Below are 26,614 nucleotides of genomic sequence, written 5' to 3'. Positions count from 1 at the left end.
GCCGCTCCGGCGCCCCCCCGCGCGCGCTCCCCCGGGCGGTACCCCCGGCCGCCACAGACCCCCCGGGGGGGCGGCCCCCCCCGCCCCCCCCCCCGCGGTGCGTTGCGGAGCGCCCCGGGCACCGCCGGACTATCGTCGGGAGGGTGAACGACTCGCCGCCCGTCAAGGAGCCCCTCGTCTGCGCCCGCTGCGGCAAGACCGCCGAGGAGCTTCCACTGACATGGACCTGCTCGGTGGAGAACGGCGTCCGCCGCTACCTCTGCGAGACCTGCGCCCGCGAGAACATCCGGTCCATCGAGGGCCGGCTCGACTCCTCCTGGTGGTGACGGCCGGCCCGGCGGGCTCTGCCCGCCCCGCTCACTCGGGCGCGACGAAGCCCGGAAGCCACTCCTCCAGCTCGTCCCGCAAGCGCACCTTCGCGTTCAGCTGGCACAGGACGCCGATGGTGCTCAACGTCACACGGTGTATGAGCAGATAGGACGGCGGCAGGTTCAACTGCTTGCCCAGCTGGTGCGCGGGGGAGCGGGGGTCGGCGATCCGGCCCGCCTGCGTCCTCACCCATCCCCGGGTGAACCCGAACACCTCGGCCTCGGCCGGCTCGATGATCGGCAGCAGGTACTCCAGCACCGCGTCCGGGTCGAGGGCGATGGACTCCTTCACGAAGCCCTCCTCGCGGAGCAGCTCGTAGACCGTCTCCGCGTCGCCCTCCAGGGTCAGCCGCAGACAGGTGCCGATCGTCTCCGGCAGCCCGCCCGGCAGGCGGTCCACGGTGCCGAAGTCCAGCACTCCGAGCCGCCAGCCGTCCGGCCCCTCCTCCTCATCGGCGGGCGGGAGCAGCCGGAAGTTGCCCGGGTGCGGATCGGCGTGCAACAGCCCCGTGCGGGCCGGGCCGGAGAAGAGGAAGCGCGCCAGCAGCTGGCCGGCCCGGTTCCGCTGCTCCTCGGTGCCGTCCGCGATCACCTCGGAGAGCGGGATGCCGTCGATCCACTCCGTCACCAGGACCTGCTCGCTCTGGTGCACGACCTGAGGCACCACCACATCCGGATCGCCCGCGAACTCCTCGGCATGCTCCCGCTGGGCCTGGGCCTCCAGACCGTAGTCCAGCTCCTCCGAGACGCGGTCGCGCAGTTCGGTGATGAGCGGCTTGATGTCCATGCCGGGGATCAGCGGGCCCAGCAGCCGGGCGAACCGGCTCAGCTGTGTCAGATCCGACAGCAGCGCCTCACCCGCCCCGGGGTACTGCACCTTCACCGCCACCTCACGGCCGTCGTGCCACACGGCCCGGTGCACCTGGCCGATGGAGGCCGCCGCGGCGGGCTTGTCCTCGAACTCCAGGAACAGCTCGCGCCACTCCTCGCCGAGCCGCTCCTCCAGCACCTGGTGCACCGTGCGCGTCGGCATCGGGGGCGCCGCCTCCTGGAGCTTGGTGAGCGCCGCCCGGTAGGGACCCGCCACCTCCTCCGGCAGCGCCGACTCGAAGACGGACAGGGCCTGCCCGAACTTCATCGCCCCGCCCTTGAGTTCCCCGAGCACCTTGAACAGCTGCTCGGCCGTGCGCTGTTGCAGTTCGCGGGCGACGATCTCGGCGGACTTGCCGCCGATCCGCTTGCCCAGGCCCCAGGTCGCCCGCCCCGCGAAGCCCAGGGGCAACGCGGCCAACCTGGCGGTCCGGGTGACCGCCTTCCGGGGAAGATCAGACATAAGCCCCTCCAAATCCCAGATTCGCGTGCCGCGCAGGGCGGTTACCCCGCCATTGTGTCGTGCGGCGTCGAGGCCCCCGACGCGCGCTCCCCCTCTCCGTCACGTGCGGCTCCGCACGGACACGTCGGGTGCGGTCCCAGCCGCTCCACCCGCCACTCCAGGAGCGGCAGCGAGCACGTCAGGCGGGCTCCCGTGCTGGCGGGCAACTCGCCGTCCAGGAAGGCCAGGGCGTGGGCCGCGGCCAAGCCGGCGACGGCCGTCGCGAGCCCCAGATCACAGGCCGGCAGCGCGTGGGGCGCGCCCGAACGCCACTGCGCCAGCATCCGGGGCCACACCGGCTCCCGGTCCGTCCGCGTCTCCTGTACGCACCGCGCGCAGGCCGTGCCGCCCGGCAGCACCAGCGGCCCGACCACCCCCGTGGCCTCCAGTACCCCCGCGTAGAGATGGGGAGTGCCGGTGGTGATCCAGCCCTCGGCGGGCACGGGATCGGGGAGGTGGGCGCCGAGGCCGTCCCTGGGGGTCACCACCACGAGAGAGAGCCCGGGCTCGGCCCCGCTCCCACCCGGCTCGCCCCGCGCCGCGCGCGGTGAGCGGCCGCCCGGGGCCGACCGCGTCACGAGCCCGCGCGCCGCCACCGCCCGCCGCTCGCCGACGGCCTCGGCCGGCAGTCCGCCGGGCGACACCTCCCACGGCTCCACCGACCCGGAGTCCAGCACCTCCACCCGGCCCACTCCGGACGCCGAGAGCAGGGCGGCGACGGCCGCGCCGACCCGCCCCGCGCCCCGGACCTGGACGCGCAGGGCGCGCCGGGCGGTCAGCGTCCGCAACGCCCCGCCCGGCTCCCGCTTGATCACGGAGAGTGAGGCCAGATCGGCGCGGAGGGGGTCGAGCGAGCGGTCCGCCGGGGTGGCGCCGCCGGCCTTCCCGGGCCGGCCGGCCGAACCGTCCGCGATCAGCCCCGCCTCCGCGAGTCGCCCGAGCAGCTGCTCCAGCACACCGTCCGGCAGTCCCAGCGCGCGGGCCTCGCCCCGCAGCCGGTCCATGCCGCGAGTGCCGTCGAGCAGGCCCAGCAGGCTGCCGGTGGCCGTGTCGACCGGGCCCAGCACCACCGCGTGCGCGGGAGTGGCCCCGAACTGCACGCTCTGCAGATTCCGCCAGGCGCGCCGCAGCGCCGGTTTCAGCATCGGATGCATTTCCGCCCCCGTGATCTTGATCGAACTTCCTCTTCGTCTTCGGCCGTTCCCCCGGCCGACATCAGATTGCCCCGGAGTCGAACCGGACGCGGAAAGTTGTCCACAGGGGCGGGGTATTAATCATTCAAATGGTGCGCGGTGTGACGGGAACGCGGCCGAACCGTCCGGAGGCGGGACTTCCCGTGCTGACAGCGGGTAACGTCGGGGCCGTGCCCGCCGACCCACAGCGCAGCGTGACAAGCCATCCGCCCCTCGGTTCGGGGACGAGTGCGGTCGAGGTCCGCAGAAGCTCCCGGCGGAGGAGAACCGTCTCCGCCTACCGCGAGGGCGACCGGACGATCGTGCTCATCCCCGCCCGGATGTCCGAGGCGGAGGAGCAGCGCTGGGTGACGGTCATGCTGGACAAACTGGCCGCCCAGGAGAGCAAGCGGCTCCTCGGCGACAGCGATCTGACCGAGCGCGCCGAGCGCCTGTCCGAGCAGTACTTCTCGGGCCGGGCACGGCCGACGTCCGTGCGCTGGGTGACCAATCAGAACACCCGCTGGGGCTCCTGCACCCCCTCGGAAGGCAGCATCCGTCTCTCGCACCGGCTGCAGGGCATGCCCGAGTACGTCGTCGACTACGTCCTCGTGCACGAGCTGGCCCATCTCCTCGTGCCGGGCCACGGCCCCCGCTTCTGGCGGCTCCTGGAGGCGTACCCGCGCACCGAACGGGCCCGCGGATACCTGGAAGGCGTGGTCGCGGCGGACCGGCTGCCGCATCTGCCCGCCGCGCGCGAGGAGTAGCACACCCACTCGCCCCGCTCGTCAATCCTGTACCGAATGCGTACCAGCTTGGCTCAATGTCACGCGTAGCCGTTAGCCTGGCGCGACGCATTCACATTCGGGATGGGGGACGGTCGTTACGCATGGCCAGGGAATTCCAACGCGGCCACAAGGCCAAGATCAGTGATCTGACACCGGGGACGGATCTGTACGTCGGGGTGCAGATCTCCGCGCCCGGACTGACCTTCGACATCAGCTGTTTCGGCCTCGACGCCAACGAGCAGTTGTCGGACGACCGGTACTTCATCTTCTTCAACCAGCCGAAGTCGCCGGAAGAGTCCGTTCAGCTGCTCGGCGCGCAGTCGGGTGACACCGAGTCGTTCCGCGTCACGCTGGACCGCATTCCGGCGAACATCCACAAGCTGTCGTTCACCGCGACCATCGACGGTGCCGGCCAGATGTCGCAGATCGGCCCCGGCTACATCCGGATCGTGGCGGGCGGTGAGGAGGTCGTCCGCTACCCGTTCGACGGAGCCGAGTTCTCCACCGAGCGCGCCGTGATGCTCGGCGACTTCTACCTCAAGGACGTCTGGCGGTTCGCCGCCATCGGCCAGGGCTTCGACGGCGGACTCGAAGCGCTGCTGAAGAACTTCGGCGGAGAGGTCGCCGAGGAGCAGCCCGCGGCCCAGGCACCGCAGGGAGCGGCCCCCGGGTTCGCCCCGCCGCCGCAGGCCGCGGCCCCGCCGGCGTTCGGCGCGCCCGCCGCGCCCGCGCCCGCTCAGGCGCCGCAGGCCCCGGTCCAGCCCATGCACGCGGCCCCCACCATGGCCGCGCCCATGGCCCCGCCGGCCGCGCCCGCGCCGTCCCCGTACGGCCAGCCGCAGCAGCCGCAGCAGCCCCAGTTCGGACAGGTCCCCGGCCAGGCCCCGCCCTATGGCCAGCCCGCCCCGGCGCCGTACGGACAGCCGCAGTTCGGCCAGCAGCCCGGCACGCCTCCCGGCATGCCCCCGGGCCAGCCTGGCGTCCCGCAGGGCGTCCCGCAGGGCGTGCCGGCCACCGGCGCCGGCCTCGCCGCCGCGCTCCAGCCGTTCAAGGAGACCCCGACCGGCTCCCGCTGGACCCCGCAGAACCAGCAGCTCATGCGGGTCGACCTGCAGATGGGCGGCAACCCCGTCCTCGCCCGCCAGGGCAGCATGGTCATGTACCAGGGCAAGGTCGACTTCAGCCACAAGGGCGCCGGATTCACCGGCCGCATCATCGGCAACGCCACCGGCCAGGAGATGCAGCTGATGCGCTGCACCGGCCGGGGCCAGGTCTTCCTCGCCGAGGAAGGCGCCCACCTGCACCCGATCGAGCTCCAGGGCGACGGGATCTGCGTCTCCGCCGAGAACGTGCTCGCCTTCGACGAGTCCCTCCAGTACGAGGTACGGAGGATCGAGGGCCACGGCATCCCCGGCGGCGCCCTGTTCACCATGCAGTTCCAGGGCACCGGCACCGTCGTCGTCAAGACGCACGGCGTCCCGGTCGTCCTGCCCGTCACGCCGACCACCTTCGCCGACTGCAACGCGGTCGTCGCCTGGTCGTCCGCGTCCCAGGTGATCCTCTCCAGCCAGGTCCGGCTCCGCCGCAACGCGTACCCGGGACACAGCGGGGAGACCGTCAACCTCCAGTTCCGGGGCGCCCCCGGCAACTTCATCGTCGTCCAGCCGTACGAGGTCTGAGGGAGCCCGAAGAATGAACCAGCAACTCGCGGGCTACGCCCCGACCCCGATGGCGGCCCGGATGGAGAACCACGGCCGCGCGATGCTCAAGGTGGCCATGGCCTCCGGCCAGGACCTCTACGCGCGCACCGGCTCGATGGTCGCCTACGAGGGCTTCGTCACCTACGAGCCCAACCCGCCCGCCGCCCGCCAGGTCGCCCAGCAGTGGGTCACCGGCGAGGGCGCGCCCATCATGAAGTGCTCCGGCGACGGCCTGCTCTACCTCGCCGACTACGGCGCGGACGTCGTCGTGATCAACCTGAACAACGACTCCCTGTCGGTCAACGGCACCAACCTGCTGGCCTTCGACGCCCACCTCCAGTGGGGCGTCGAGAAGGTCAAGGGTCTCGCCAAGTTCGCCGGCCAGGGCCTGTTCAACGTCGAGATCGCCGGCACCGGCTGGGTCGCCCTGACCTCGCGCGGCACGCCGATCGTCGTCGACTGCGGCCGGGGCGACGACGAGACGTACGTCGACCCCGACGCGCTCGTCGCCTGGTCGCCGGCGCTCAAGGTCAAGGGCAAGCGCAGCTTCAAGGCCTCCTCCCTGATCGGACGGGGCAGCGGCGAGGCGTACCAGATGGCCTTCTCCGGCCAGGGCATCGTCGTCGTACAGCCGAGCGAGGACAGCACCGACCGCCTGCGGATCCGGGGCTGAGGGGGAGCGAGAACACACCATGCAGAGCCCGCTTTTCAACTACGCCGAGCAGCAGAGCCAGGAACGGTACGTCATCCAGAACCCGCAGCTGCTGCGGGTCGCCCTGAACGGCTCGGACGACATCCTCGCCCGCAAGGGCGCCATGGTCGCCTACCAGGGCCTCGTCGACTTCGACGGCGAGTACAAGACGCCCAGCCAGCGACGCGCCCAGGCGCGGACCGGTGAGGGCCTCGAACTCATGCGCTGCTCCGGCCAGGGCACGGTCTACTTCGCCAACCTCGCCCAGTACATCCACGTCGTGGAGGTCGAGCAGGAGGGCATGACCGTCGACAGCTCCTACGTCCTGGCGCTGGACTCGACCCTGCACACCGAGGTCATCGCCGTGGACAGCCAGTACGGCATCTCCGGCTCCGGCAAGTACCAGCTGAACATCTCCGGCCGCGGCAAGGTCGCCCTGATGACCTCCGGCCAGCCGCTGATGATGCACGTCACCCCGGACAAGTACGTCAACGTCGACGCGGACGCGATCGTCGCCTGGTCCACCGGGCTGCGGGTGCAGATGCAGGCGCAGACGCACAACTCCAGCGTCCGCCGCCGCCGTGGCGACACGGGCGAGGGCTGGGAGCTCAGCTTCCTCGGACAGGGCTTCGCCCTCGTCCAGCCCAGCGAGGTCATGCCGCCGCAGAACGCGGGCATCGGACAGGGCATCGCCGCCCAGTTCGGTGCCGGCCAGCACGGTTCGCACGCGCAGAACCAGAACAACGCCTGGAACTGACGCACCGGCGTCCGGGCACACGAGAGGGGCGGCCTCCCAGGAGGCCGCCCCTCACTCGTGTTCTAGAGCTGCCGCAGGCGGGCGCGGGTGTCCTCGAGCAGCAGCACCACCGAGGTGTCGGCCACGGACGCCACCTCGTCGTACGCGAACCAGCGCAGGTCCAGCGACTCCTCGCTGATGGCCTCCACCGCACCGGCCGGCGCCAGCGCCGCGTACTGCACGTCCAGATGCCAGTGACACGGCGCCGGGATCGGATGCCGGTCGAGCCGCACGGGGCCGCCGGGAAGCAGCGTCAGCCCGGGAATCCCCGACTCCTCCGTCGCCTCCCGCAGCGCCGCCCCGGCCACCGTCGCGTCACCCGGCTCGCAGTGGCCGCCCATCTGCAGCCACATGCCGAGCTTCTTGTGCAGCGTCAGGAGAACCCGCCCGCGCTCCGGGTCCACCACCAGCGCGCTGGCCGTCAGATGCCCGGCCTCGCAGGCCTTCCACATCCCGTCCTCGTGCGCCGAGAGGTGGTCCAGATACGTCCGGCGCAACTCCTCCTGCGCCCCGTTCGACTCGTACGCCTTCAGTACGAGAACGGCCTCGTCGTGCAGGCTCACTTGGCGCTGTCGTCCTTGCCCTCGTCGTCGCCGTCACCGCGGGCCGCCTCGCCCAGCATCTTGTCGATCTCCGAGAAGTCGAGGTGCTCGCGGTGGACGAAGCCGTCCGGGTCGTCCAGATCGGACGCCGTCGGCAGCATGTCCGGGTGTTCCCACAGGTCGTCGCGGCCGTCGACACCCCGCGCGTCCGTGAGCGAGGCCCACAGCCGCGAGGCGTCCCGCAGCCGGCGCGGACGCAGTTCGAGACCGATCAGCGTCGCGAAGGTCTGCTCGGCGGGACCGCCGCTCGCCCGGCGCCTGCGCAGCGTCTCGCGCAGCGCGTCCGCGGAGGTCAGCCGGGACTTCGCGGCCTCGTGGACCACCGCGTCCACCCAGCCCTCGACCAGCGCGAGCGCCGTCTCGAGCCGGGCCAGAGCCGCCTTCTGCTCCGGCGTGTCCTCGGGCTGGAACATGCCCTGTTGGAGTGCCTCCTGAAGCTGCTCCGGGTGCGTCGGGTCGAGCTGGCCCACCGCCTCCTCCAGCTTCGAGGTGTCGACCTTGATCCCTCGGGCATAGCCCTCGACCGCGCCGAACAGATGCGAGCGCAGCCACGGCACATGGGCGAAGAGCCGCTGGTGGGCGGCCTCGCGCAGGGCCAGGTACAGCCGCACCTCGTCCTTGGGGACGCCCAGGTCCTTGCCGAAGGTCTCGATGTTCAGCGGCAGCAGCGCCGCCTTGCCGGCCGGGCCGAGCGGCAGACCGACATCGGTCGAGCCGACGACCTCGCCCGCGAGCGCGCCGACGGCCTGCCCGATCTGCTGACCGAACATCGCGCCGCCCATGGAGCGCATCATGCCGATCAGCGGGCCCGCCATGGCCTGCATCTCCTCGGGCAGCACGTCACCCATCGCCGCGCCGACCCGCTCGGCCACCGGGTCCACCAGCTGCTGCCAGGCCGGCAGCGTCGCCTCGACCCATTCCGCGCGGCTCCACGCCACGGACGTGTTCGCCCCCGAGGGCAGCGAGGTCACGCCGTCCAGCCACAGGTCGGCCAGGCGCACGGCCTCCTCGACCGCGGCCTTCTCCGCCGGACCCACACTGGCGTCCTTGGTGCCGTCGGACGTGCCCTGCGCGACCACCTGGCGCGCGATCTGCTTCGCCATGTCCCAGTTCACGGGGCCGCCCTCGTACGAGAGCATCTGGCCGAGCTGCTGGAACGCCGCGCCCAGGTCGTTGGGGTTCAACGAGCCGAACATCGCGGCGAACGGATTGTCCGCCCCACCGGGACCGCCCATGCCGGGCAGGCCGCCGAAACCGAACGGATTGGCCCCGAAGGGGTTGCCACCGCCCTGGCCACCGGACCCCTGGCCACCTCCGGCGGGGTCCTTCTTCTTGCCCTCGTCGCCGTTCTCCGGCTCCTCCGGCGGAAGGCCGAATCCGAATGGGGTGTCACTCACAGGTTTCCTCGGCTCGTAGGGCCGCCGGCCTCTGCCGACGGCGACTGCCCGCTACACACCACCAGCGTAGACATCCGGGCCGGATATGGGCTCGGTGCTCCGCCGGGCCGTGGCCTGCGGCAGGATGGACGCCACCTGGTACGTACGCGTCATTCGTGCACGTACTGAAGACAACCGCTGGAGACGCCCGGTGAGTTCCCCAGATCCTCAGGTTCGCGCAGCGCGAAACATCTCAACCCGGTCCGCGGGGCGCGGCCCCGTGGTCGCGGTCACGGGTGCCGCCTCCGGGGTCGGTGACCTGCTGACCAGGCGCCTCGCCGCCTCCGAGGAGATCAAGCAGGTCATCGCCATCGACGAGCGCCGCGGCGAGGTGTCCGAGGCGCAGTGGCACATCCTCGACGTCCGCGACCCGGCGATCGCCGAGAAGCTGCGGGGCGCCGACGTCGTCGTGCACCTGGCCGTCGACCTCGACCTGGAGTCGGACGCGGCCGCCCGAACGGCGTACAACGTGCGCGGCACGCAGACCGTCCTCACCGCCGCCGCGGCGGCGGGGGTCCACCGGGTGGTGCTCTGCACCTCCACGATGGTCTACGGCGCGCTGCCCGACAACGACATCCCGCTCTCCGAGGACGCCGAGCTGCGGGCGACCGCCGAGGCGACCGGCGTCGGCGACCTGCTGGAGATCGAGCGGCTCGGCCGCCGGGCGCCCCGCGCCCACCCGGGACTGCACGTCACCGTGGTCAGGCCCGCGGTCCTGGTCGGCGGCACGGACACGGCCCTGACCCGCTACTTCGAGTCACCGCGGCTGCTCGTCGTCGCCGGCTCCCGCCCCACCTGGCAGTTCTGCCACGTCGACGACCTGGTCAGCGCGCTGGAGTACGCGGCCCTGGAGAAGGTCGACGGCGAGTTCGCCGTCGGCTGCGACGGATGGCTGGAGCAGGAGGAGGTCGAGGAGCTCTCCGGGATCCGGCGCATGGAGCTGCCCTCCGCGGTCGCCCTCGGTGCGGCGGCCCGGCTCCACCGGATCGGTCTCACGCCCTCCCCGGCGGGGGACCTGGCGTACACGATGCACCCGTGGGTGGTCAGCGTCGGCCGGCTGCACGACGCGGGCTGGCGGCCGCGGTGGACCAACGAGGAGGTGCTCGCCGCGCTCCTGGAGGAGGTCGAGGGCCGCCACACGGTCGCGGGCCGCAGGCTCGGCCGCAAGGACGCGACGGCGGCGGGAGCGGCCGGTGCGACGGTGGCACTGCTGGGCACGGCGGCGCTCGTGCGCCAGATGAGGAAGCGCCGCGGGATGTAGGACCCTCCTAGGGAGGGTCCGTCCCACCGGTCGAATGCTCTATTCCGGGATGTCCGTGCGGTGCGGCACCATGGCTCCATGGCACGCACCCATGACCACCCCGGCGAGCAGGTCGCAGCCGACCCGATCAAGCTGCTCGCGATCCGTGACACCCCGCTCTCCGTCGACGAGGTCTTCCGGGCCGTCGGTGACGACGCGGCCGGGGGCACGACCCTCTTCGTGGGCACCGTGCGCAACCACGACAGCGGCGCGGACGTCGACGCGCTCGGGTACTCCTGCCACCCGTCCGCCGAGGCCGAGCTGCGCCGGGTCGCCGAGAAGGTCGTCGCCGACTACCCGGTCCGCGCGCTGGCCGCCGTCCACCGCGTGGGCGATCTGCGGGTGGGTGACCTCGCGGTCGTCGTCGCGGTGTCCTGCCCGCACCGCGGAGAGGCGTTCGACGCCTGCCGCAAGCTGATCGACGACCTCAAGCACGAGGTCCCCATCTGGAAGCACCAGACCTTCTCCGACGGCACCGAGGAGTGGGTCGGCTCCTGCTGAGCGCCCGCCCCGGGTCTGGGGGTCCCCCCGGACGGAGTCTGGGGGAGGGTGGGCTCCTGCTGAGCGCCTGCCCCGGGTCTGGGGGTCCCCCCGGACGGAGTCTGGGGGAGGGTGGGCTCCTGCTGAGCGCCCGCCCCGGGTCCGAGGGGAGGAAGCCGTTGGCAAGGCGCCGCGCCGACATCGTGTAGTCGAACGCCCCGATTTGCGTAACCGGCCCCCTGGCAGCAGCGTTGATGCTGCAGATCGTTAGTCTGCTGATCGGCCGAGTCCCGGCCGATTGCGGTCGCTCATTGGGGATGGGAGGTCGGGATGGCAGCGCTCGCCTGGTTGCTGATTCCGCTTTTCGCAGTCGTCGGCGCGGCGATATGGGGAAGCTGGGCCCAACGGAACAAGACCATCGGAGACGTGGCCGAGCTCGCCGGCTACGCGCGGTTCCGGGACGCGATGGAGCGTTCCCATGCCGCAGTCGCCGGTACCGACCCCGAGATGACCTCAGCGACCTCGCCGTCCCCCGTACGCAGTAGCCACGTCTCCGGCTGAATCCCCTCCGCCGGCCGCCTCGTACGGACCGCCCCACAGGTGCACTCACAGACCGGTCCCGTACTGTCGTTCCATGCCACGCCGCACCGCGACGATGCTCGCCTCCACCCTGGTCCTCATCACCCTGCTCTGTGTGGGGGTCCTGGTGCCGGTGCCGTACGCGGAGATGAGCCCCGGTCCGACGGTCAACACGCTCGGCGAGGCCCGCGGGGAGCCCGTCCTCCAGATCTCGGGTCGCAAGACGTACCCCACCGACGGGCACCTCAACATGACGACGGTCCGCGTCACCAGCGCGGACTACCGCATGAACGTGGTCGAGGCCGTCTACGGCTGGCTCGCCCACGACAACGTCGTGGTCCCCAAGGAGACCCTCTACCCGGACGGCAAGACGGAGGAGGAGTCGAGCCAGGAGAACGCCGAGGAGTTCTCCCAGTCCCAGGAGAGCGCCAAGGTCGCCGCCCTCAACGAGCTGAAGATCCCCGTCACCACCAGGGTCGTCGTCGCCACCGTCGTGAAGGACAGTCCCGCCCAGGGCAAGCTGCACGCCGGGGACGTCATCAAGTCCGTCGACGGCGTCGCCGTGAAGGAGCCGGGCGACGTCGCCGAGCAGGTGACCAAGCGCGAGCCGGGCGAACCGGTGGTGTTCACGATCGTCCCCGCCAAGGAGGCGGCCGCGGCCGAGAAGGCCGGCAAGGAGCCCACCGCCACCGAGAAGGTCACGATCACCACGGTCAAGTCCCAGGAGGGCGACCGGGCGATCGTCGGCATCCAGGCGGGCACCGACCACGTCTTCCCGTTCACCATCGACATCAAGCTCGCCGACGTCGGCGGCCCCAGCGCCGGCCTGATGTTCGCGCTCGGGATCGTCGACAAGCTGACTCCCGAGAGCCTCACCGACGGCAAGTTCGTCGCCGGCACCGGCACCATCGACGATCAGGGCAAGGTCGGTCCGATCGGCGGCATCGAGATGAAGCTGGTCGGCGCGCGCAACGCGGGCGCCCAGTACTTCCTCACCCCGGCCGACAACTGCGAGGCCGCCGCCTCCGACATCCCCGACGGTCTCACCCTCATCAAGGTGGACACCATCGACGACGCGACGAAGTCGCTGGAGAAGCTCCGCAAGGGCGACACGAAGAGCCTGCCGAGCTGCTCCGCGAGCTAGGGGCGCCCCGGCGCCTGCCGGACGTCCCAGGACGCGCGTGAGGGGGCGCCCCGGCCCGTCCGGCCGGGGCGCCCCCTCACGCGCTCCTCAGACCTCGAACGTCGCCGCCAGGGCGTCCGCGAGCCCCGGCACCAGGTCCGGCCCGGTGAGCACCTCGTTCGGGGAGTCCTTCTCGCGCAGCCGGATCGCCGCCTCGCGGGCTCCGTCACGGAGGACGGCCACGGTCATCCGGACCTCCTGCCGGTCCGGGTGCCGGGCCACCCACTTGGCCAGGCCGGCCTGGTCCAGGCCGTCCGGGACGGACGCCTCGGCCGACGGCGGCAGCATCAGCCGCTCCACCGTCAGGGCGCAGCCGGCGACGGCGTCGGGCCAGGCGATCGTGCCGAGGAACTCGTCGAGGGCCTTCCCCTTCGGCAGTTCCTCCTGCTCGATGGGGGTGAAGGCGGCGGCTTCCGCGCCTGCGAGACCGAGCTGGGAGGCGAGCCCCGGCTCCTTGGCGCGCAGGCGGGCCGTGTCGACGAGGGCGAAGAGCCGGGCCGGGCGGTCCCAGCCGAGACCGGAGGCGTACTCGTCGATCTCGAGCACCGCGCGGGTGAGGGGACTCGCGGCCATGGGGGTGCCGGAGGAGGAAACGTTGGACATGACCCATATCCTGCCTCGTTCGCCCCCGAAGACGGGAACTAGGTAAAGCCTCAGTAAGTTGCATGAGTGGGCTCTACGATCGCGGAGCCTGCTTATCGACGCATCAACCTCGAGGGGCGCACGTTGGCTTTCCAGATGCCGGACCGCGGAGGCGGCGGAGGCCCGTCCGGGCCAAGGATCAGAGTCGGCCGGCCGTCCCGGCGGGCCCGCACGCTGCTCATGACCCTGGGCGTGCTCGCCGTCCTGGCCATGGCGTTCGTCATGTTCGCCGGGTTCTGGACGGACTGGCTCTGGTACCGCTCCGTCGCGTACTCGTCCGTGTTCACCACCACCCTGTGGACCAAGATCGGCCTGTTCGCCGTCTTCGGTCTCCTCATGGGGCTCGCCGTCGGGTTCAACATCTGGCTGGCGCACCGGCTGCGGCCGCCGCTGAGCGCGATGTCGCTGGAGCAGCAGAGCCTCGACCGGTACCGGATGGGCCTGGCCCCCTACAAGAAGTGGGTGCTCCTCGCGATCACCGCTCTGGTGGGCCTGATCGCCGGCGCCTCGGCCTCCGGCCAGTGGCGCACCTGGCTGATGTGGGTCAACGGCGTCTCGTTCGGCCAGAAGGACCCGCAGTTCCAGCTGGACGTGTCGTTCTACGCCTTCGACCTGCCCTGGTACCGCTTCCTGCTGGCGTTCGGCTTCGCCGCCACCGTCCTGTCGCTGATCGCCGCCGCGCTGACGCACTACCTGTACGGCGGGCTCCGCGTCACCAGCCCCGGCGCCCGTGCCACCGCCGCCGCCACGGGTCACCTGTCGGTGATTCTCGGCGTCTTCGTCTCCCTGAAGGCCGTGGCGTACTGGCTCGACCGGTACGGCCTCGCCGTGAAGTCCAGCGACTTCAAGGCGGCCGGGAACTGGACGGGTCTGCGGTACGTCGACGCCAACGCCTACCTGCCCGCGAAGACGATCCTCTTCTGCATCGCCGCGATCTGCGCCGTGCTGTTCTTCGCGACGCTGTGGCGCCGCACCTGGCAGCTGCCGGTGATCGGCTTCGGCCTCATGGTCCTGTCGGCGATCCTGATCGGCGGCCTGTACCCGGCCATCGTGCAGAAGTTCCAGGTCCAGCCGAACGAGCAGGCCAAGGAAGCGCCGTACATCCAGAAGAACATCGATGCCACGCGCAAGGCGTACGACATCGACAGCACCGAGCCGGAGAACTACTCGGGCAAGTCCACGGTCAAGTCCAAGGACCAGCTCCGCGCGAACTCCGACACGGCGGCCAGCTACCGGCTGATCGACCCGAACATCGTCTCGCCGACGTTCCAGCAGCTGGAGCAGAAGCGGAAGTACTACCAGTTCCCGACGACCCTCGACGTCGACCGCTACAAGGGCCAGGACACCGTCGTCGGCCTGCGTGAGCTCAACATCAAGGGCATCCCGAAGCGGAACTGGATCAACGACCACTTCACGTACACCCACGGCTACGGCGCGATCATGGCCGCGGGCACGCAGACGGACGCCAACGGCTCCCCGGTCTTCACCGAGGCCGGCCTGCCGACCACGGGCATGCTCGGCCCGTACCAGCAGCGGATCTACTACGGCGAGAAGACGGATCAGTACTCGATCGTCGGCGGTCCGCAGAAGGAGCTGGACTACGAGGACAACGGCGAGAAGACCACCAGCTACGAGGGGAAGAGCGGGGTCAACCTCTCCAACACCTTCAACCGCGCCGCCTACGCGGTCGCGTTCAGCGAGCCGCAGATCCTCTACTCGGGGGCCATCGGCGAGGGCTCGCGGATCCTCTACAACCGCACGCCCAAGGAGCGCGTCGAGGCGGTCGCACCCTGGCTGACCATCGACGGCGACGCCTACCCGGCGGTCGTCGGCGGCAAGATCCAGTGGATCGTCGACGCCTACACGACCACGAACGGCTACCCGTACGCCTCGCGCACCACGCTGGGCGAGTCCACGGCGGACGCCCTGACGGTCGGCAACCAGCAGCGCGCGGTGGTCGCCCAGCAGAACCAGGTCAACTACATCCGCAACTCGGTGAAGGCCACCGTCGACGCCTACGACGGCACGGTCACGCTGTACCAGTGGGACAAGGAAGACCCGGTCCTCAAGACGTGGATGAAGGCGTTCCCCGACACCGTGGAGCCGCGTGAGTCGATCAGCCCCGACCTCATGCAGCACCTGCGGTACCCGCAGGACATGTTCAAGGTCCAGCGCGAGCTGCTCACCCGGTACCACGTCAAGGACCCGGCGCAGTTCTACAGCGGCTCGGACGCCTGGCAGGTGCCGAACGACCCGACCAACAAGGACGGCAACGCGGTGCCGCCGTACTACCTGAGCATGAAGATGCCCGGGGACCAGCAGCAGCGGTTCTCGCTGACGACGACGTTCACCCCGAACGGGCGGCCCAACCTGGGCGGCTTCATGGCGGTCGACGCGGACGCCGGCAGCAAGGACTACGGCCGCATAAGGCTGTTGAGAGTCACCTCCGAGGTCCCCGGACCCGAACAGGTGCAGAACAAGCTCAACAGCCTCCCGTCGGTGGCCACCTTCGTCCGCGACATGAAGGGCGCCGACTCCGACATCCAGTACGGCAACCTGCTGACGGTGCCGCTCGACGGCGGCTTCCTCTACGTCGAGCCGGTGTACGCCCAGGGCCGCAACGCGCACTACCCGCTGCTGAAGAAGGTCGCGGTGTCGTACGTGGACGCGGACCAGCCGGACGGTGACACGACCAAGGACACCACGGTGTTCGAGGACAACCTCACCTCGGCGCTGAACGCCGTCTTCGGGGTGAAGGGCGCCACGCCGCCCGAGCAGCCGGAGCAGCCGGGCACCAAGCCGCCGACGACGCCGAGCACGAACGACGCGATGCTGAAGCAGGCCATCGCCGACGCGCAGAAGGCGTACGACGACGGTGAGGCCGCCCTGCAGAAGGGTGACTGGACCGCCTACGGCAAGGCCCAGGAGGCCCTGCAGGACGCGCTCCAGCGGGCGGCGGACGCGGGCGCGAAGCTCACGCCGGCCGACCAGAAGCCGGCGGAGCAGAAGCCCGGCGGGCAGAAGCCGGCGGCGACGCCGTCGAGCAGCGCGAGCCCGTCGGCCGGATCGTCCCCACCGAGCGGCTGACCGATCCGGTCGGGCTCCCTCCCGCGTCGTGATACCTTGGTGACACAACGACGCGGGGTGGAGCAGCTCGGTAGCTCGCTGGGCTCATAACCCAGAGGTCGCAGGTTCAAATCCTGTCCCCGCTACTGAAGACGAGGGCCCGGATCCATCAGGATCCGGGCCCTCGTCGTGTTCGGGGGGCGTGCGGGAACCCGAAGCGCGGTGGAGAGGGGGCGAGTTGGGGTGAGACGTGTTTGACTTATCTCTCTGTGGGCATGTCGACAAAACGCTGAAGTGACCTCACTGGCTGCGGTATACCAGGTGTACGCGCGTTGCGGGTGGTGCGACGATGGAATTTATGGGGGACAGGGCAACTCTGTTGGAGACAGGGCGGTTTGTACAGCGGCATGTCAAGAGTGCCGCGGACGACATCATCGAGGCCGTGGTGGCCGGCGGTGAGGCCGTCGACACCACCGCCGAGAACGAGACCGAGACCGAGGCGCGCCACCGGCGTGCCGCCGAGAGCGGCGACGCCGCGTCCATGAGCGTGCTCGGCGCGCTGCTGCTGCGCCGCGGGGACCTGGACGGCGCGGAGCCGTATCTGCGTGGCGCCACCGCCGAGGGGGACCGGGCGGCCGCCAACAACCTGGGTGTCCTGCTGCACCAGCGGGGCTACGCCGAAGAGGCCGCGGGCTGGTGGCGCGTGGCCGCCGTCGCGGGCTCCGCGCCCGCCGCCCACGCGCTCGGCCGGCACCACCGCGAGCGCGGCGACGAACCCGCCGCCGAGTACTGGCTGCGCCAGGCAGCCGAGCAGGGCCACGCCCTGGGCGCCTACGCCCTCGCCGACCTCCTGGAGCACCGCAGCGACGTCGGCGCCGAGCGCTGGCTGCGGGCCGCCGCCGAGCGGGGGCACCGCGAGGCCGCGTACCGGCTCGCCCTCGCCCTGGAGCGGCGCACCCAGGAGCCGAACCGGGGTCCGTCCGCCTCGGGCCTCTCGGCACGCGACGCGCTCGCCCACGACACGGCGCGGGCCGACAGCGCACAGGGCGATGCGGCGAAGGGCGAGCCCGGGGCCGCCGGCGCGCCCTCCGGCGAACTCGCCGAGGCCGAGCAGTGGTTCCGGCAGGCCGCCGCGCGGGGGCACCGCCGTGCCGCGCTGCACCTCGGGGCGATCCTGGAGCAGCGGGGAGAGCTCAAGGAGGCAGGCCGCTGGTACCTGAGCTCCGCCAAGGAGGGCGAGGCCAAGGCCGCCTGCGCGCTCGGCTTCCTGCTGCGCGACGCCGGCGACGAGGAGAGCGCCGCCGTGTGGTGGCTGCGCGCCGCCCAGGACGGTGACGGGAACGCCGCCAACGCGCTCGGTGCCCTGCACGCGGCCCGGGGCGAGCAGCAGACCGCCGAGCGCTGGTACCGCGCCGCCATGGACGCGGGCGATGTGAACGGGGCGTACAACCTCGGGCTGCTCTGCGCCGCCCAGGACCGCGTCCAGCCCGCCGAGCAGTGGTACCGGCGTGCCGCCTACGCGGGTCACCGCGAGGCCGCCAACGCGCTGGCCGTGCTCCTGCTGCAGGCCGGGGACACGGACGGCGCCGAGCCCTGGTTCTCCAAGGCCGCGGAGGCCGGCAGCGTGGACGCCGCCTTCAATCTCGGCATCCTCTACGCGGGTCGCGACGACGACCGTACGGCGCTGAGCTGGTACGAGCGGGCGGCCGCCGCGGGGCACACCGAGGCCGCGCTGCAGGTCGGCATCGCCAGTCTGCGCGACGGCGACGAGCAGACCGCCGAGCGCCATCTGCGGTGCGCGGCGGGCGGCGGCAGCGCCGAGGCCGCGTTCCGGCTGGCCACCGTCCTCGACGCGCGTCGCCCGGAGCCGGGTCCGCCCGCGCTCGGAGCGCCGCGCGAGGAGGAGAAGAGCGAGTGCGAGGAGTGGTACGAGCGGGCCGCCCAGCAGGGCCATCGGCGTGCCCAGGTGCGGGTGGGGATGCTCGCCGCCGCGCGCGGGGACGTGGCGGACGCGGCCCACTGGTACCGGGAGGCGGCCGAGGCCGGGAGCCGTAACGGCGCCTTCAACCTCGGTCTGCTCCTCGCCCGCGAGGGCAGCGAGCGGGAGGCCGCGCTGTGGTGGACCCGCGCCGCCCGCGCCGGACACGGCCGCGCCGCGCTGCGGCTCGCGCTGCTCGCGGCGCGGCGCGGTGAGCTGTCGGAGGGCCGCCGCTGGTGTGCGAAGGCCGTGGAGCTGGGGCCCGCCGAGGTGGCCGAGCGGGCCGCCCGGCTGAGCGAGGCGCTGCACCAGGAGCTGACCGCCTGAAGGGATTTGCGCTGGTCGTGGGCGTCCCGTAAGGTTGGGTTCACCGACGCGGGGTGGAGCAGCTCGGTAGCTCGCTGGGCTCATAACCCAGAGGTCGCAGGTTCAAATCCTGTCCCCGCTACTCAGTGGCACGAAGGCCCGGATCCAGTCGATGGATCCGGGCCTTCGTCGTTCCCGCCGTCGCGCACGGGTACGGAAGAAGCCCCCACCGTCCGGTGGGGGCTTCGTCGTGCCGGGGCCTCGGTTCAGGCCGTGGCGGCGCAGTTCGGGCAGATGCCGCGGTACGTGACCTCGACGCCGGAGATCGTGAAACCGAAGCGCTCCGTGTCGGGGAGGTCCGCCAGCGGGTTGCCGGAGGGGTGGACGTCGCGGATGGCACCGCAACGCCCGCAGACCAGGTGCTGGTGCGGGCGGTGGGCGTTCGGGTCGTACCGCTTGGCACGGCCGTCCGTCGCCACTTCCATGACCTCACCGAGCGCGACCATCTCGCCGAGCGTGTTGTACACGGTCGCCCGGGAGATCTCGGGCAGCCGCTCCACGGCACGGGCGTGGACCTCGTCGGCGGTCAGGTGGACGTGGTCCCCGTCGAGGACCTCGGCGACGACGCGCCGCTGCGCGGTCATTCGCCAGCCGCGGCCGCGCAGTCGTTCCAAGAGGTCGCTCATGCGAACCAGACTAACAGTGGCCGAATCGGGGTCCCGAACGGGTGTTACCTTGGATGATGGCTTGACTTGGACTTTGTCCATCGTAGGATCGAATGCGGCGTCGGCGTGGGTCGGGGCCGCACACGACTTCGGCAAGCGGCCCGACGCCGCCGTCCAGGCCCTGCGCGGCCGAGGGTGCTTGTCGTGGCGAAGGAGCGGGCGGGACCTCCCTGCGGAGGTCCCGCCCGCTCCGGTTTCAGCTCGCCAGGGGCGCCGGGTGCCGGTGTGCCGGGATCCAGCAGCGGATGATGTCGCGTACGGAGACGATGCCCACGGGCCCGTGTCCGTCGAGGACGACGAGATGGCGGAAGCCGCCGTGGGTCATGGCGGCGGCCGCCTCCTCCAGGGTCCAGGTGGGTGCGGCGAAGACGACGTCGGTGGTGGTGTGGGAGCCCGCGGTCTCGTGGTCGGGGTTCTGGTCGGCGCCGATCGAGTTGAGGATGTCGCGCTCGGTGAGGATTCCGAACCCGCCGGCGTCGGTGTCGTGGACGACGGCCGCGCCGACTCGGCGCGCCGACATCAGTCTGGCGGCCTGCCGGAGGGTGTGGGCGGGGCCGATGGTGAGGACCACCGTGCTCATGGCGTCACGGACGAGCATGAAGGGAGCCACCTCCTCGGTGAACCGTTCCCGCCTTCAACGAGAACGGTTTCACAAGTTCACAAGTGGGGGGACTCTCAGCGTGGCACCGGTCGAGGGGGTCGACAAGGGGGCGCGTCGGAGTGCGCGGGCTCCCGGCGGCGCGGGGGCGCGCGGAGCACCCCCGCGCGCGCGGGTCAGTCCTTCTGGTTCAGATAGCTCAGCAGTTCGCCGTGGAGCAGACCGTTCGACGCGGCCGCGTCGCCGCTGTGCGGCCCGTGCCGGCCGTCGAGTCCGGTGAACGTGCCCCCGGCCTCCTGGACCACGATCGCCGTCGCCGCCATGTCCCAGAGGGACAGCTCCGGCTCGGCGCAGATGTCCACCGCGCCCTCGGCGACCATCATGTACGGCCAGAAGTCGCCGTACGCGCGCGTCCGCCAGCACGCGCGCGTGAGGTCCAGAAAGCCGTCGAGGCGCCCCCGCTCCTCCCAGCCGCTCAGCGAGGAGTACGCGAAGGAGGCGTCGGCGAGCTCGGAGACCTTCGAGACCTGGATCCGCGTCGCCGACGTCAGGCTGCGGCCCGTGAAGGCGCCGGCCCCCTTCGCCGCCCACCAGCGCCGCCCGAGCGCGGGAGCCGACACCACGCCGACCACCGGCTGGAAACCGGTGTCCCCGGCCTCCATCAGCGCGATCAGCGTCGCCCAGACGGGTACGCCGCGCACGTAGTTCTTGGTGCCGTCGATCGGGTCGATCACCCAGCGGCGCGGGCCCGTGCCCTCCACGCCGTACTCCTCGCCGAGGATCGCGTCGCGCGGTCGTGCGCGCTGGAGCTGACCGCGGATCAGCTCCTCGGCGGCCTTGTCCGCCTCGCTGACCGGCGTCATGTCCGGCTTCGTCTCGACCTTCAGGTCGAGCGCCTTGAACCGGTCCATGGTGGCCGCGTCGGCGGCATCCGCGAGGACATGGGCGAGGCGCAGATCGTCGTGGTAATCGGCCATGGTCGAAACTCTATCCCTCGAAGAGACGTGGCCCCACGGGAGCCCTTGACAGTGCGTGGCGGCCCGTCAACTCTGTGCGCAGAACCGTTCTGGCCGGGAGGCGACGATGCCTACTGCCCGTGAGGCCCTGCTGAACGCCGCGCTGGCGGCGCTCGGGGGGCTGCCCTGGTCCGCGGTCCGGATGGTCGACGTCGCCTCCGCCGCGGGAGTCTCCCGGCAGACCCTCTACAACGAGTTCGGCAGCAAGGAGGGGCTGGCCCGGGCCCTCGTGCGGCGCGAGGCCGATGTCTACCTCCAGGGTGTGGACCGCGTCCTCGCGCGACCCGTCCCGCCGGTCCGCAACCTCGCCGCGGTCGCGGAGTGGACCGTCGCCGCGGCGGGCGCCCGCCCGGTGCTGCGCGCGCTGCTCACCGGGTCCTGGGGCGAGCGGCTCCCCACGCCCCGGCCCGCCCGGGCGGGTGCCCGGGCCTCCGCCGTGCCCGCTCAGCGGCGGGCCGACGCGGGCGTTCCCTCCCCGGCCGACCTGCTCGGACTCGCCCGCGACCGGGCCGCGTCGGTGCTGTCCGAGGGTGGCGGCGGTGAGGACGTGCTGAGGTCCTGCGAGGTCGCCCTGCGTCTCGCGCTGTCCTATGTCGTCGCGCCCGCGCCGTCAGCGGCCGACGGTCACTGGGCCGAACCCGAGAGTTGGAGGCCGACGACGCCGACGATCACCAGCGTGATCGAGACGATCTTCAGGGTGGACACCACGTCGCCGAGGAAGACCATGCCGTAGATCGCGGTGCCGGCCGCGCCGATGCCGGTCCACACCGCGTACGCGGGGCCCACGTCCAGCTTGCGCAGGGCGAGCGTCAGGAGGCCGAAGCTGCCGAGCGCGAAGCAGGCGAAGGCGACGGTGGGCCAGAACCGGGTGAACCCGTGCGAGAGCTTCAGGCAGACGGCGAAGCCCGTTTCCAGCAGCCCCGCGACCACCACCAGCAGCCACGCCATCGTCAGTGCCTCCCACGCCGTCGGTGACTGCTTCGTCTGACTTGGTGCGATTATGCACTTACCAGCAGCGACCGACCGTAAACGTGCGCGACTCAGTCGCCGTCGCGTCGCTCCCTGGTCGCGAGCAGCCGGCGCAGCGAGTACAGCCGCGCCGGATCGGCGTGCCCCTCCGCCACCCACGCGTCCAGCGCACAGTCCTGCTCGTCGTGGCTGCAGGCCCGCGGGCAGTTCTCGGTGCCGGGCACGAGGTCGGGGAAGGCGAGGATCACCCGGGACGGGTCGACGTGGTTCAGCCCGAAGGAACGCACGCCCGGGGTGTCGATGACCCAGCCGCCGTCCTTGTCGTTGAGCGGCAGCGCGAGCGCCGAGGTGGTGGTGTGCCGGCCACGGCCGGTGACCGCGTTGACATGGCCGGTGGTCCGCCGCCTGTCCTCCGGGACCAGGGCGTTGACCAGGGTCGTCTTTCCGACGCCGGAGTGCCCGACGAACGCGGTGGTGCGGCCCTTCAGGTGCTCGTGCACCCGCTCGGCGGCGACCCCGTCCACGAACTCGTCGCGCGTGGTGACCACGTGCGGCACACCGAGCGCGCCGTACATCTCCAGGAGCTCGTCCGGCTTGGCCAGGTCCGACTTCGTCAGGACGAGGAGCGGAGCCAGCCCGCCGTCGTACGCGGCGACGAGACAGCGGTCGATGAGCCGCGGGCGGGGCTCGGGGTCGGCCAGCGCGGTGACGATCGCCAGCTGGTCGGCGTTGGCGACGACCACCCGCTCGTACGGATCGTCGTCGTCGGCCGTGCGGCGGAGCACGGAGCTGCGTTCACCGATCCGGACGATCCGGGCCAGCGTGTCCTTCTCACCGGACAGATCGCCCACGAGGGAGACCCGGTCGCCGACCACCGCGGCCTTGCGGCCCAGCTCGCGCGCCTTCATCGCCAGGACGACCCGGTCGTCGACCAGACAGGTGAGCCTGCCCCGGTCCACGGTGAGGACCATGCCCTCGACCGCGTCCTCGTGCTTGGGGCGGATGTTGGTACGGGGACGGTTGCCCTTGCGGTTGGGCCGCTGGCGGATGTCGTCCTCGTCGGTGTGCTTCCCGTAACGCCGCATGGCTCAGACTCCGAGCATTTCGGTCCACATCCTGGGGAAGTCGGGCAAGGTCTTGGCGGTGGTCGCCACGTTCTCGATCTCCACGCCCTCGACGGCGAGGCCGATGATCGCGCCCGCCGTCGCCATGCGGTGGTCGTGGTAGGTGTGGAAGACGCCGCCGTGCAGCGGGCGCGGACGGATGCGCAGACCGTCCTCGGTCTCCGTCACGTCGCCGCCGAGCTCGTTGATCTCCTTCGTCAGGGCCGCCAGGCGGTCCGTCTCGTGGAGCCGCAGATGGGCGACGCCGCGCAGCGTGGACGGCGAGTCCGCGAGCGCCGCGACCGCCGCGATGCCCGGGGTCAGCTCGCCGACCTCGCTCAGGTCCACGTCGATGCCGTGGATCCGGCCGGTGCCGGTGAAGGTGAGCCCCGCCTCGGTCAGCTCGCAGGAACCACCCATCTCGGTGAAGATCTCGCGCAGCGCGTCACCGGGCTGGGTGGTCCGGGCCGGCCAGTCCGGAACGGTGACCCGGCCACCGGTGACCAGGGCCGCGGCCAGGAACGGCTGGGCGTTGGACAGATCGGGCTCGACGGTCAGGTCCCGGCCGAGCAGCGCGGAGGGGGAGACCCGCCAGACGTTCGGCTCGCCACCGGTCTCCGGCTCGTCGACCTGCGCGCCGACCATGCGGAGCATGTCGACCGTCATCCGGATGTGGGGCATGGAGGGCAGGTTCCCGCCGACGTGGCGCACCTCCACACCCTGGTTGAAGCGGGGGGCGGAGAGCAGCAGCGCGCTGACGAACTGCGAGGACGAGGAGGCGTCGATCTCCACCTGGCCGCCTTCGAGCGCCCCGCCGCCGTGCACGGTCATCGGCAGCGCGCCGCGCCCGTCGTCGTCGATCCGGGCGCCGAGCACGCGCAGCGCGTCGATCACGCCGTGCAGGGGCCGCTCGTGGGAGCGGGCGTCGCCGTCGAAGTGCACCGGGCCGTCGGCGAGGGCCGCGACCGGCGGCAGGAAACGCATGACCGTACCGGCGTTTCCGACGTCCACCGTCGCCGGGCCGCGCAGCGCGGCCGGGATGATCCGCCACGCCTCGCCCGTACCGTCGGGGCCCACGCCCTCGTCGATCCGGACGCCCAGCGTGCGCAGCGCCTCGGCCATCAGCAGCGTGTCGCGGGAGCGCAGCGGGCGGCGCAGCCAGCCCGGCTCGGCGGCGAGCGCGGCGAGGACCAGGCCGCGGTTGGTGACCGACTTCGATCCGGGCACGGTGACGGTCGCGTCGACGGGACCGCTCGCGTACGGGGCGGGCCAGGGGTCGGTCTGCAGGTCGGCGTGCGAGGAGGTTTCGGTCATGCCCTCACTTTAGTGGTGACGGCACCGGCTACAGCCCCAGCAGCCAGCGGCCTCCGCCGATCAGGGAGCAGATCGAGACGGCGTGGAAGAGGAACAGCCAGAGCGCCGGGTGGACATGGGTCAGCCGGGCGAGCTGGTCGGCGTCCGAGTCCGGGGCGCCACCGTGGCGGCGCTTGCCCTGGAGCTCGAAGACCGGCCGGACCCCACCGAGGAGGAGGAACCACACGACGGAGTACGCGAACGCCGCCTGGACGTCCGGTCCGGTGAGCCAGGAGACCAGGAGGAACGCGGCGCCCGTGAGGAGCACGGTGAAGATCCCGTACGCGTTGCGGACCATCACGAGCATCGCCAGCAGGAGCGCGGTGGCCAGCCAGAGCAGCAGCGTGATCCGGTGGTCGGCGAGCAGCCAGGCGCCGCCCAGGCCGAGCAGCGGAGCGGCGGTGTAGCCGGCGGCGGCGGTGAGGATCATGCCGATGCCGGTCGGGCGGCCGCGCGAGACGGTGAGGCCGCTGGTGTCCGAGTGGAGCCGGATGGACTGCAGCCGACGGCCCGTGACGAGGGCGATCAGACCGTGGCCGCCCTCGTGGGCGATGGTGATCGCGTTGCGGGACAGCCGCCATATCGAGCGGGGGACCGTGACGAGCAGGGCGGCCACGCCGGTGACGATCACCAGCCACTCTTCCGGGGCGGGCTGCGTGCCGAGGACTTCGGTCATTTTCGGATCGGCTCCTCGGGAGGGATCGGAACGGTGCCGGTGCGCGGCGCCTTCGTCGAAGGTGGTGGTCGGGCGACGGGAGGGAGTGGCAGTGTGGCACGTATGTGCGGACGGTATGCAGCGAGTCGTCGGCCCGAGGACCTGGTGGGTGTCTTCGAGGTCGAGAAGTGGGAGCCCGAGGAGACCCTGGCTCCCGACTGGAACGTGGCCCCGACCAAGGAGGTCTACGCGGTTCTGGAACGCCCCCTGAAAGACGCGGATTCACCGCGCCCGGTTCGCCAGTTGCGGACGCTGAAGTGGGGGCTGGTGCCGTCCTGGTCGAAGTCGCCGGAGGGCGCGGCCAGGATGATCAACGCGCGGGCGGAGACGATCGCCGAGAAGCCGTCGTTCAAGCGGGCCTTCTCCACGCGCCGGTGCATCCTGCCGGCCGACGGCTATTACGAGTGGGTGACCGGCTCGGGCGAGCGCGAGCTGGAGGTCGAGGGGAAGAAGAAGAGGCCCCGGAAGCAGCCGTACTTCGTGACCCCCGCGGACGGCTCCGTCTTCGCGATGGCCGGACTGTACGAGTTCTGGCGCGACCGCACGCTGCCCGACGGCGACCCGTCGGCGTGGTGGGTGACGTGCTCCGTGATCACGACCGAGGCGGAGAAGGGCCCGCTCGGCGTGGCTCCCGAGGAGGGTCCCCACTCCCTCGCGGACATCCACCCCCGGATGCCGCTGATGCTGCCCCCGGACCGCTGGGACGCGTGGCTCGACCCGCGCCGCACGGACATCGACGAGCTCCAGGGCCTGCTGGCGGCCCCGCCGGAGGGCCTCATGCGGGCCTACCCGGTGGCCACGGCGGTCAGCAACGTCCGCAACAACGGACCGGAACTCCTGACCGAGCTGGCGGGTCCGGAGGTCGGCACGCTGTTCTGAGCGCCGCCCCGGCCGGTCCCGCGCGGCAGGATGGGCGGGTGACCACGAGCGAGAACGTGACGACCGACGCCGGGGACGCCCGTATCACCTGGCACCCCGGCACGAAGCCCTGGACCGTCCTGGCCCTCGGCCACGGAGCCGGGGGCGGGATCGAGGCGCGGGACCTCCAGGCCCTGGCCGGGGCGCTGCCCGCGCAGGGGGTGACGGTGGCGCTGGTCGAACAGCCGTGGCGGGTCGCCGGGAAGAAGGTCGCGCCCGCCCCGAAGACCCTGGACACCGGCTGGCGGGGGATCTGGCCCGCGCTCACCGCGCCCGGGCTGCCCGTGCTCGCCGGAGGCCGCAGCGCCGGCGCCCGGGTCGCCTGCCGGACCGGACAGGAGCTCGGGGCCGCCGCCGTGCTCGCGCTGAGCTTCCCGCTGCACCCGCCGGGCCGGCCGGAGCGCTCCCGGGCCGACGAACTGCTCGGGACGGGCCTGCCCACGATGGTCGTCCAGGGCGGCAACGACGCCTTCGGGAAGCCCGGCGAGTTCCCCGAAGGGCCCTACCGGCTCGTGGAGGTGCCGTACGGCGATCACGGCTTCGCCGTCGCCAAGAAGGCCCCTGTGACACCGGACGGAACCCTCGCACTCATCGTCGACGAGGTCACCTCGTGGGTCGCGTCACTCCGCCCCTGAGGACGGGAATGCGGAGGGTGCGACCACGGTTGTGTCCGATGTCGGTGTGAGAGCAAGGAAGAGGGAGTCCGTCGCATGGGTTCGACCATCTGCCCCGAGCGCGCGCAGGCCGCTGACCTCGAC

At 71.8% G+C, this 26,614-nt stretch carries 26 protein-coding genes and 2 tRNA genes; 16 read left to right on the top strand and 12 right to left on the bottom strand.

All coding sequences use genetic code 11. The annotated features are described in order from the left end of the window. The first annotated feature begins 143 nt into the window (after positions 1–143). Positions 144–326 (top strand): hypothetical protein, encoded by a 183-nt coding sequence (locus tag AB0D99_RS28945; protein WP_362368570.1) that lies wholly within the window; start codon positions 144–146, stop codon positions 324–326. A gap of 31 nt (positions 327–357) precedes the next feature. Here the strand turns inward: AB0D99_RS28945 and AB0D99_RS28940 are convergent, their stop codons facing one another. Together AB0D99_RS28940 and AB0D99_RS28935 are read right to left on the bottom strand one after the other, a co-directional pair. Next, on the bottom strand, positions 358–1,701 hold the full coding sequence (locus AB0D99_RS28940) for an AarF/ABC1/UbiB kinase family protein (protein WP_362368567.1): 1,344 nt from the start codon (positions 1,699–1,701) through the stop codon (positions 358–360). 41 nt (positions 1,702–1,742) lie between these two features. Next, complete coding sequence (locus AB0D99_RS28935) at positions 1,743–2,894, bottom strand: TOMM precursor leader peptide-binding protein (protein WP_362368564.1); 1,152 nt, start codon at positions 2,892–2,894, stop codon at positions 1,743–1,745. Between the two features lie 209 nt (positions 2,895–3,103). Between AB0D99_RS28935 and AB0D99_RS28930 the strand changes: the two genes are divergently transcribed. The 4 genes from AB0D99_RS28930 (at position 3,104) to AB0D99_RS28915 (ending at position 6,848) form a co-directional block, all read left to right on the top strand. Continuing rightward, positions 3,104–3,679 (top strand): M48 family metallopeptidase, encoded by a 576-nt coding sequence (locus AB0D99_RS28930; protein ID WP_362368561.1) that lies wholly within the window; start codon positions 3,104–3,106, stop codon positions 3,677–3,679. 122 nt (positions 3,680–3,801) lie between these two features. Then, positions 3,802–5,379 (top strand): TerD family protein, encoded by a 1,578-nt coding sequence (locus tag AB0D99_RS28925; protein ID WP_362368558.1) that lies wholly within the window; start codon positions 3,802–3,804, stop codon positions 5,377–5,379. A gap of 13 nt (positions 5,380–5,392) precedes the next feature. Then, positions 5,393–6,073 carry an AIM24 family protein gene (locus AB0D99_RS28920; protein WP_362368555.1) on the top strand — a complete coding sequence of 227 codons (681 nt, stop codon included), beginning with the start codon at positions 5,393–5,395 and terminating at the stop codon, positions 6,071–6,073. A 19-nt stretch (positions 6,074–6,092) separates the two neighbouring features. Continuing rightward, complete coding sequence (locus tag AB0D99_RS28915; RefSeq protein WP_362368552.1) at positions 6,093–6,848, top strand: AIM24 family protein; 756 nt, start codon at positions 6,093–6,095, stop codon at positions 6,846–6,848. A 62-nt stretch (positions 6,849–6,910) separates the two neighbouring features. On the opposite strand, the gene AB0D99_RS28910 is transcribed toward AB0D99_RS28915, so the two are convergent. Together AB0D99_RS28910 and AB0D99_RS28905 are read right to left on the bottom strand one after the other, a co-directional pair. After that, positions 6,911–7,450: an NUDIX hydrolase gene (locus AB0D99_RS28910; RefSeq protein WP_362368549.1), complete on the bottom strand. Its 540-nt coding sequence runs from the start codon at positions 7,448–7,450 to the stop codon at positions 6,911–6,913. After that, positions 7,447–8,886, bottom strand: coding sequence for a zinc-dependent metalloprotease (locus tag AB0D99_RS28905; RefSeq protein WP_362368546.1), 1,440 nt, complete (start codon positions 8,884–8,886; stop codon positions 7,447–7,449). The genes AB0D99_RS28910 and AB0D99_RS28905 overlap by 4 nt, the downstream gene beginning before the upstream one ends. A gap of 190 nt (positions 8,887–9,076) precedes the next feature. Between AB0D99_RS28905 and AB0D99_RS28900 the strand changes: the two genes are divergently transcribed. From AB0D99_RS28900 to AB0D99_RS28885, 4 genes are all read left to right on the top strand, one after another. Further along, positions 9,077–10,186, top strand: a complete 1,110-nt coding sequence (locus AB0D99_RS28900) for an SDR family oxidoreductase (RefSeq protein WP_362368543.1) — start codon at positions 9,077–9,079, stop codon at positions 10,184–10,186. Between the two features lie 78 nt (positions 10,187–10,264). Further along, positions 10,265–10,726, top strand: coding sequence for a molybdenum cofactor biosynthesis protein MoaE (locus AB0D99_RS28895; RefSeq protein WP_362368540.1), 462 nt, complete (start codon positions 10,265–10,267; stop codon positions 10,724–10,726). Between the two features lie 309 nt (positions 10,727–11,035). Continuing rightward, positions 11,036–11,266, top strand: coding sequence for a hypothetical protein (locus AB0D99_RS28890; RefSeq protein ID WP_362368537.1), 231 nt, complete (start codon positions 11,036–11,038; stop codon positions 11,264–11,266). Positions 11,267–11,339: 73 nt separating this feature from the next. Beyond that, positions 11,340–12,428, top strand: a complete 1,089-nt coding sequence (locus AB0D99_RS28885; protein WP_362368534.1) for a PDZ domain-containing protein — start codon at positions 11,340–11,342, stop codon at positions 12,426–12,428. Positions 12,429–12,515: 87 nt separating this feature from the next. On the opposite strand, the gene AB0D99_RS28880 is transcribed toward AB0D99_RS28885, so the two are convergent. Next, on the bottom strand, positions 12,516–13,070 hold the full coding sequence (locus AB0D99_RS28880) for a PPA1309 family protein (RefSeq protein WP_362368531.1): 555 nt from the start codon (positions 13,068–13,070) through the stop codon (positions 12,516–12,518). Positions 13,071–13,205: 135 nt separating this feature from the next. Between AB0D99_RS28880 and AB0D99_RS28875 the strand changes: the two genes are divergently transcribed. From AB0D99_RS28875 to AB0D99_RS28860, 4 genes are all read left to right on the top strand, one after another. Then, a complete protein-coding gene (locus tag AB0D99_RS28875; RefSeq protein ID WP_362368528.1) occupies positions 13,206–16,196 on the top strand; it encodes a UPF0182 family protein in 2,991 nt (996 codons plus the stop codon). 51 nt (positions 16,197–16,247) lie between these two features. Further along, positions 16,248–16,321: transfer RNA gene (locus AB0D99_RS28870), tRNA-Met, on the top strand. 203 nt (positions 16,322–16,524) lie between these two features. Further along, positions 16,525–18,480 carry a tetratricopeptide repeat protein gene (locus tag AB0D99_RS28865; protein WP_362368526.1) on the top strand — a complete coding sequence of 652 codons (1,956 nt, stop codon included), beginning with the start codon at positions 16,525–16,527 and terminating at the stop codon, positions 18,478–18,480. 47 nt (positions 18,481–18,527) lie between these two features. Continuing rightward, a tRNA-Met gene (locus AB0D99_RS28860) sits at positions 18,528–18,601 on the top strand. 124 nt (positions 18,602–18,725) lie between these two features. Here AB0D99_RS28860 and AB0D99_RS28855 read toward each other — a convergent pair. From AB0D99_RS28855 to hisN, 3 genes are all read right to left on the bottom strand, one after another. Then, the gene (locus tag AB0D99_RS28855; RefSeq protein WP_362368523.1) at positions 18,726–19,145 is read right to left on the bottom strand and encodes a Fur family transcriptional regulator; all 420 of its coding nucleotides are present in this window, start codon (positions 19,143–19,145) and stop codon (positions 18,726–18,728) included. Between the two features lie 235 nt (positions 19,146–19,380). Next, positions 19,381–19,782 (bottom strand): CBS domain-containing protein, encoded by a 402-nt coding sequence (locus AB0D99_RS28850; protein ID WP_362368519.1) that lies wholly within the window; start codon positions 19,780–19,782, stop codon positions 19,381–19,383. Between the two features lie 176 nt (positions 19,783–19,958). Then, on the bottom strand, positions 19,959–20,759 hold the full coding sequence (hisN, locus tag AB0D99_RS28845) for a histidinol-phosphatase (protein WP_362368516.1): 801 nt from the start codon (positions 20,757–20,759) through the stop codon (positions 19,959–19,961). Between the two features lie 106 nt (positions 20,760–20,865). Between hisN and AB0D99_RS28840 the strand changes: the two genes are divergently transcribed. After that, a complete protein-coding gene (locus AB0D99_RS28840; protein ID WP_362368513.1) occupies positions 20,866–21,531 on the top strand; it encodes a TetR/AcrR family transcriptional regulator in 666 nt (221 codons plus the stop codon). Here AB0D99_RS28840 and AB0D99_RS28835 read toward each other — a convergent pair. From AB0D99_RS28835 to AB0D99_RS28820, 4 genes are all read right to left on the bottom strand, one after another. Next, entirely contained in the window at positions 21,423–21,746 is a 324-nt protein-coding gene (locus AB0D99_RS28835; protein WP_362368510.1) for a multidrug efflux SMR transporter, read from the bottom strand. The two genes, AB0D99_RS28840 and AB0D99_RS28835, sit on opposite strands and share 109 nt — an antisense overlap. Positions 21,747–21,838: 92 nt before the next feature. Beyond that, positions 21,839–22,852 (bottom strand): ribosome small subunit-dependent GTPase A, encoded by a 1,014-nt coding sequence (rsgA, locus tag AB0D99_RS28830; RefSeq protein ID WP_362368507.1) that lies wholly within the window; start codon positions 22,850–22,852, stop codon positions 21,839–21,841. A 3-nt stretch (positions 22,853–22,855) separates the two neighbouring features. Next, complete coding sequence (aroA, locus tag AB0D99_RS28825; RefSeq protein ID WP_362368504.1) at positions 22,856–24,184, bottom strand: 3-phosphoshikimate 1-carboxyvinyltransferase; 1,329 nt, start codon at positions 24,182–24,184, stop codon at positions 22,856–22,858. A 28-nt stretch (positions 24,185–24,212) separates the two neighbouring features. Next, positions 24,213–24,899, bottom strand: coding sequence for a M50 family metallopeptidase (locus tag AB0D99_RS28820; protein ID WP_362368501.1), 687 nt, complete (start codon positions 24,897–24,899; stop codon positions 24,213–24,215). A 102-nt stretch (positions 24,900–25,001) separates the two neighbouring features. Here AB0D99_RS28820 and AB0D99_RS28815 point away from each other — a divergent pair, with 102 nt between their 5' ends. Together AB0D99_RS28815 and AB0D99_RS28810 are read left to right on the top strand one after the other, a co-directional pair. After that, positions 25,002–25,817 carry an SOS response-associated peptidase gene (locus tag AB0D99_RS28815; protein WP_362368498.1) on the top strand — a complete coding sequence of 272 codons (816 nt, stop codon included), beginning with the start codon at positions 25,002–25,004 and terminating at the stop codon, positions 25,815–25,817. Between the two features lie 38 nt (positions 25,818–25,855). Beyond that, positions 25,856–26,491, top strand: coding sequence for an alpha/beta family hydrolase (locus AB0D99_RS28810; protein ID WP_362368495.1), 636 nt, complete (start codon positions 25,856–25,858; stop codon positions 26,489–26,491). The last annotated feature ends 123 nt before the right edge of the window (positions 26,492–26,614 follow it).

The sequence above is a fragment of the Streptomyces sp. NPDC047971 genome, assembly GCF_040653355.1.
GTDB lineage: Bacteria > Actinomycetota > Actinomycetes > Streptomycetales > Streptomycetaceae > Streptomyces.
Note: the sequence above shows the minus strand (reverse complement) of the source record. Positions and strands in the feature narration are given on the sequence as shown.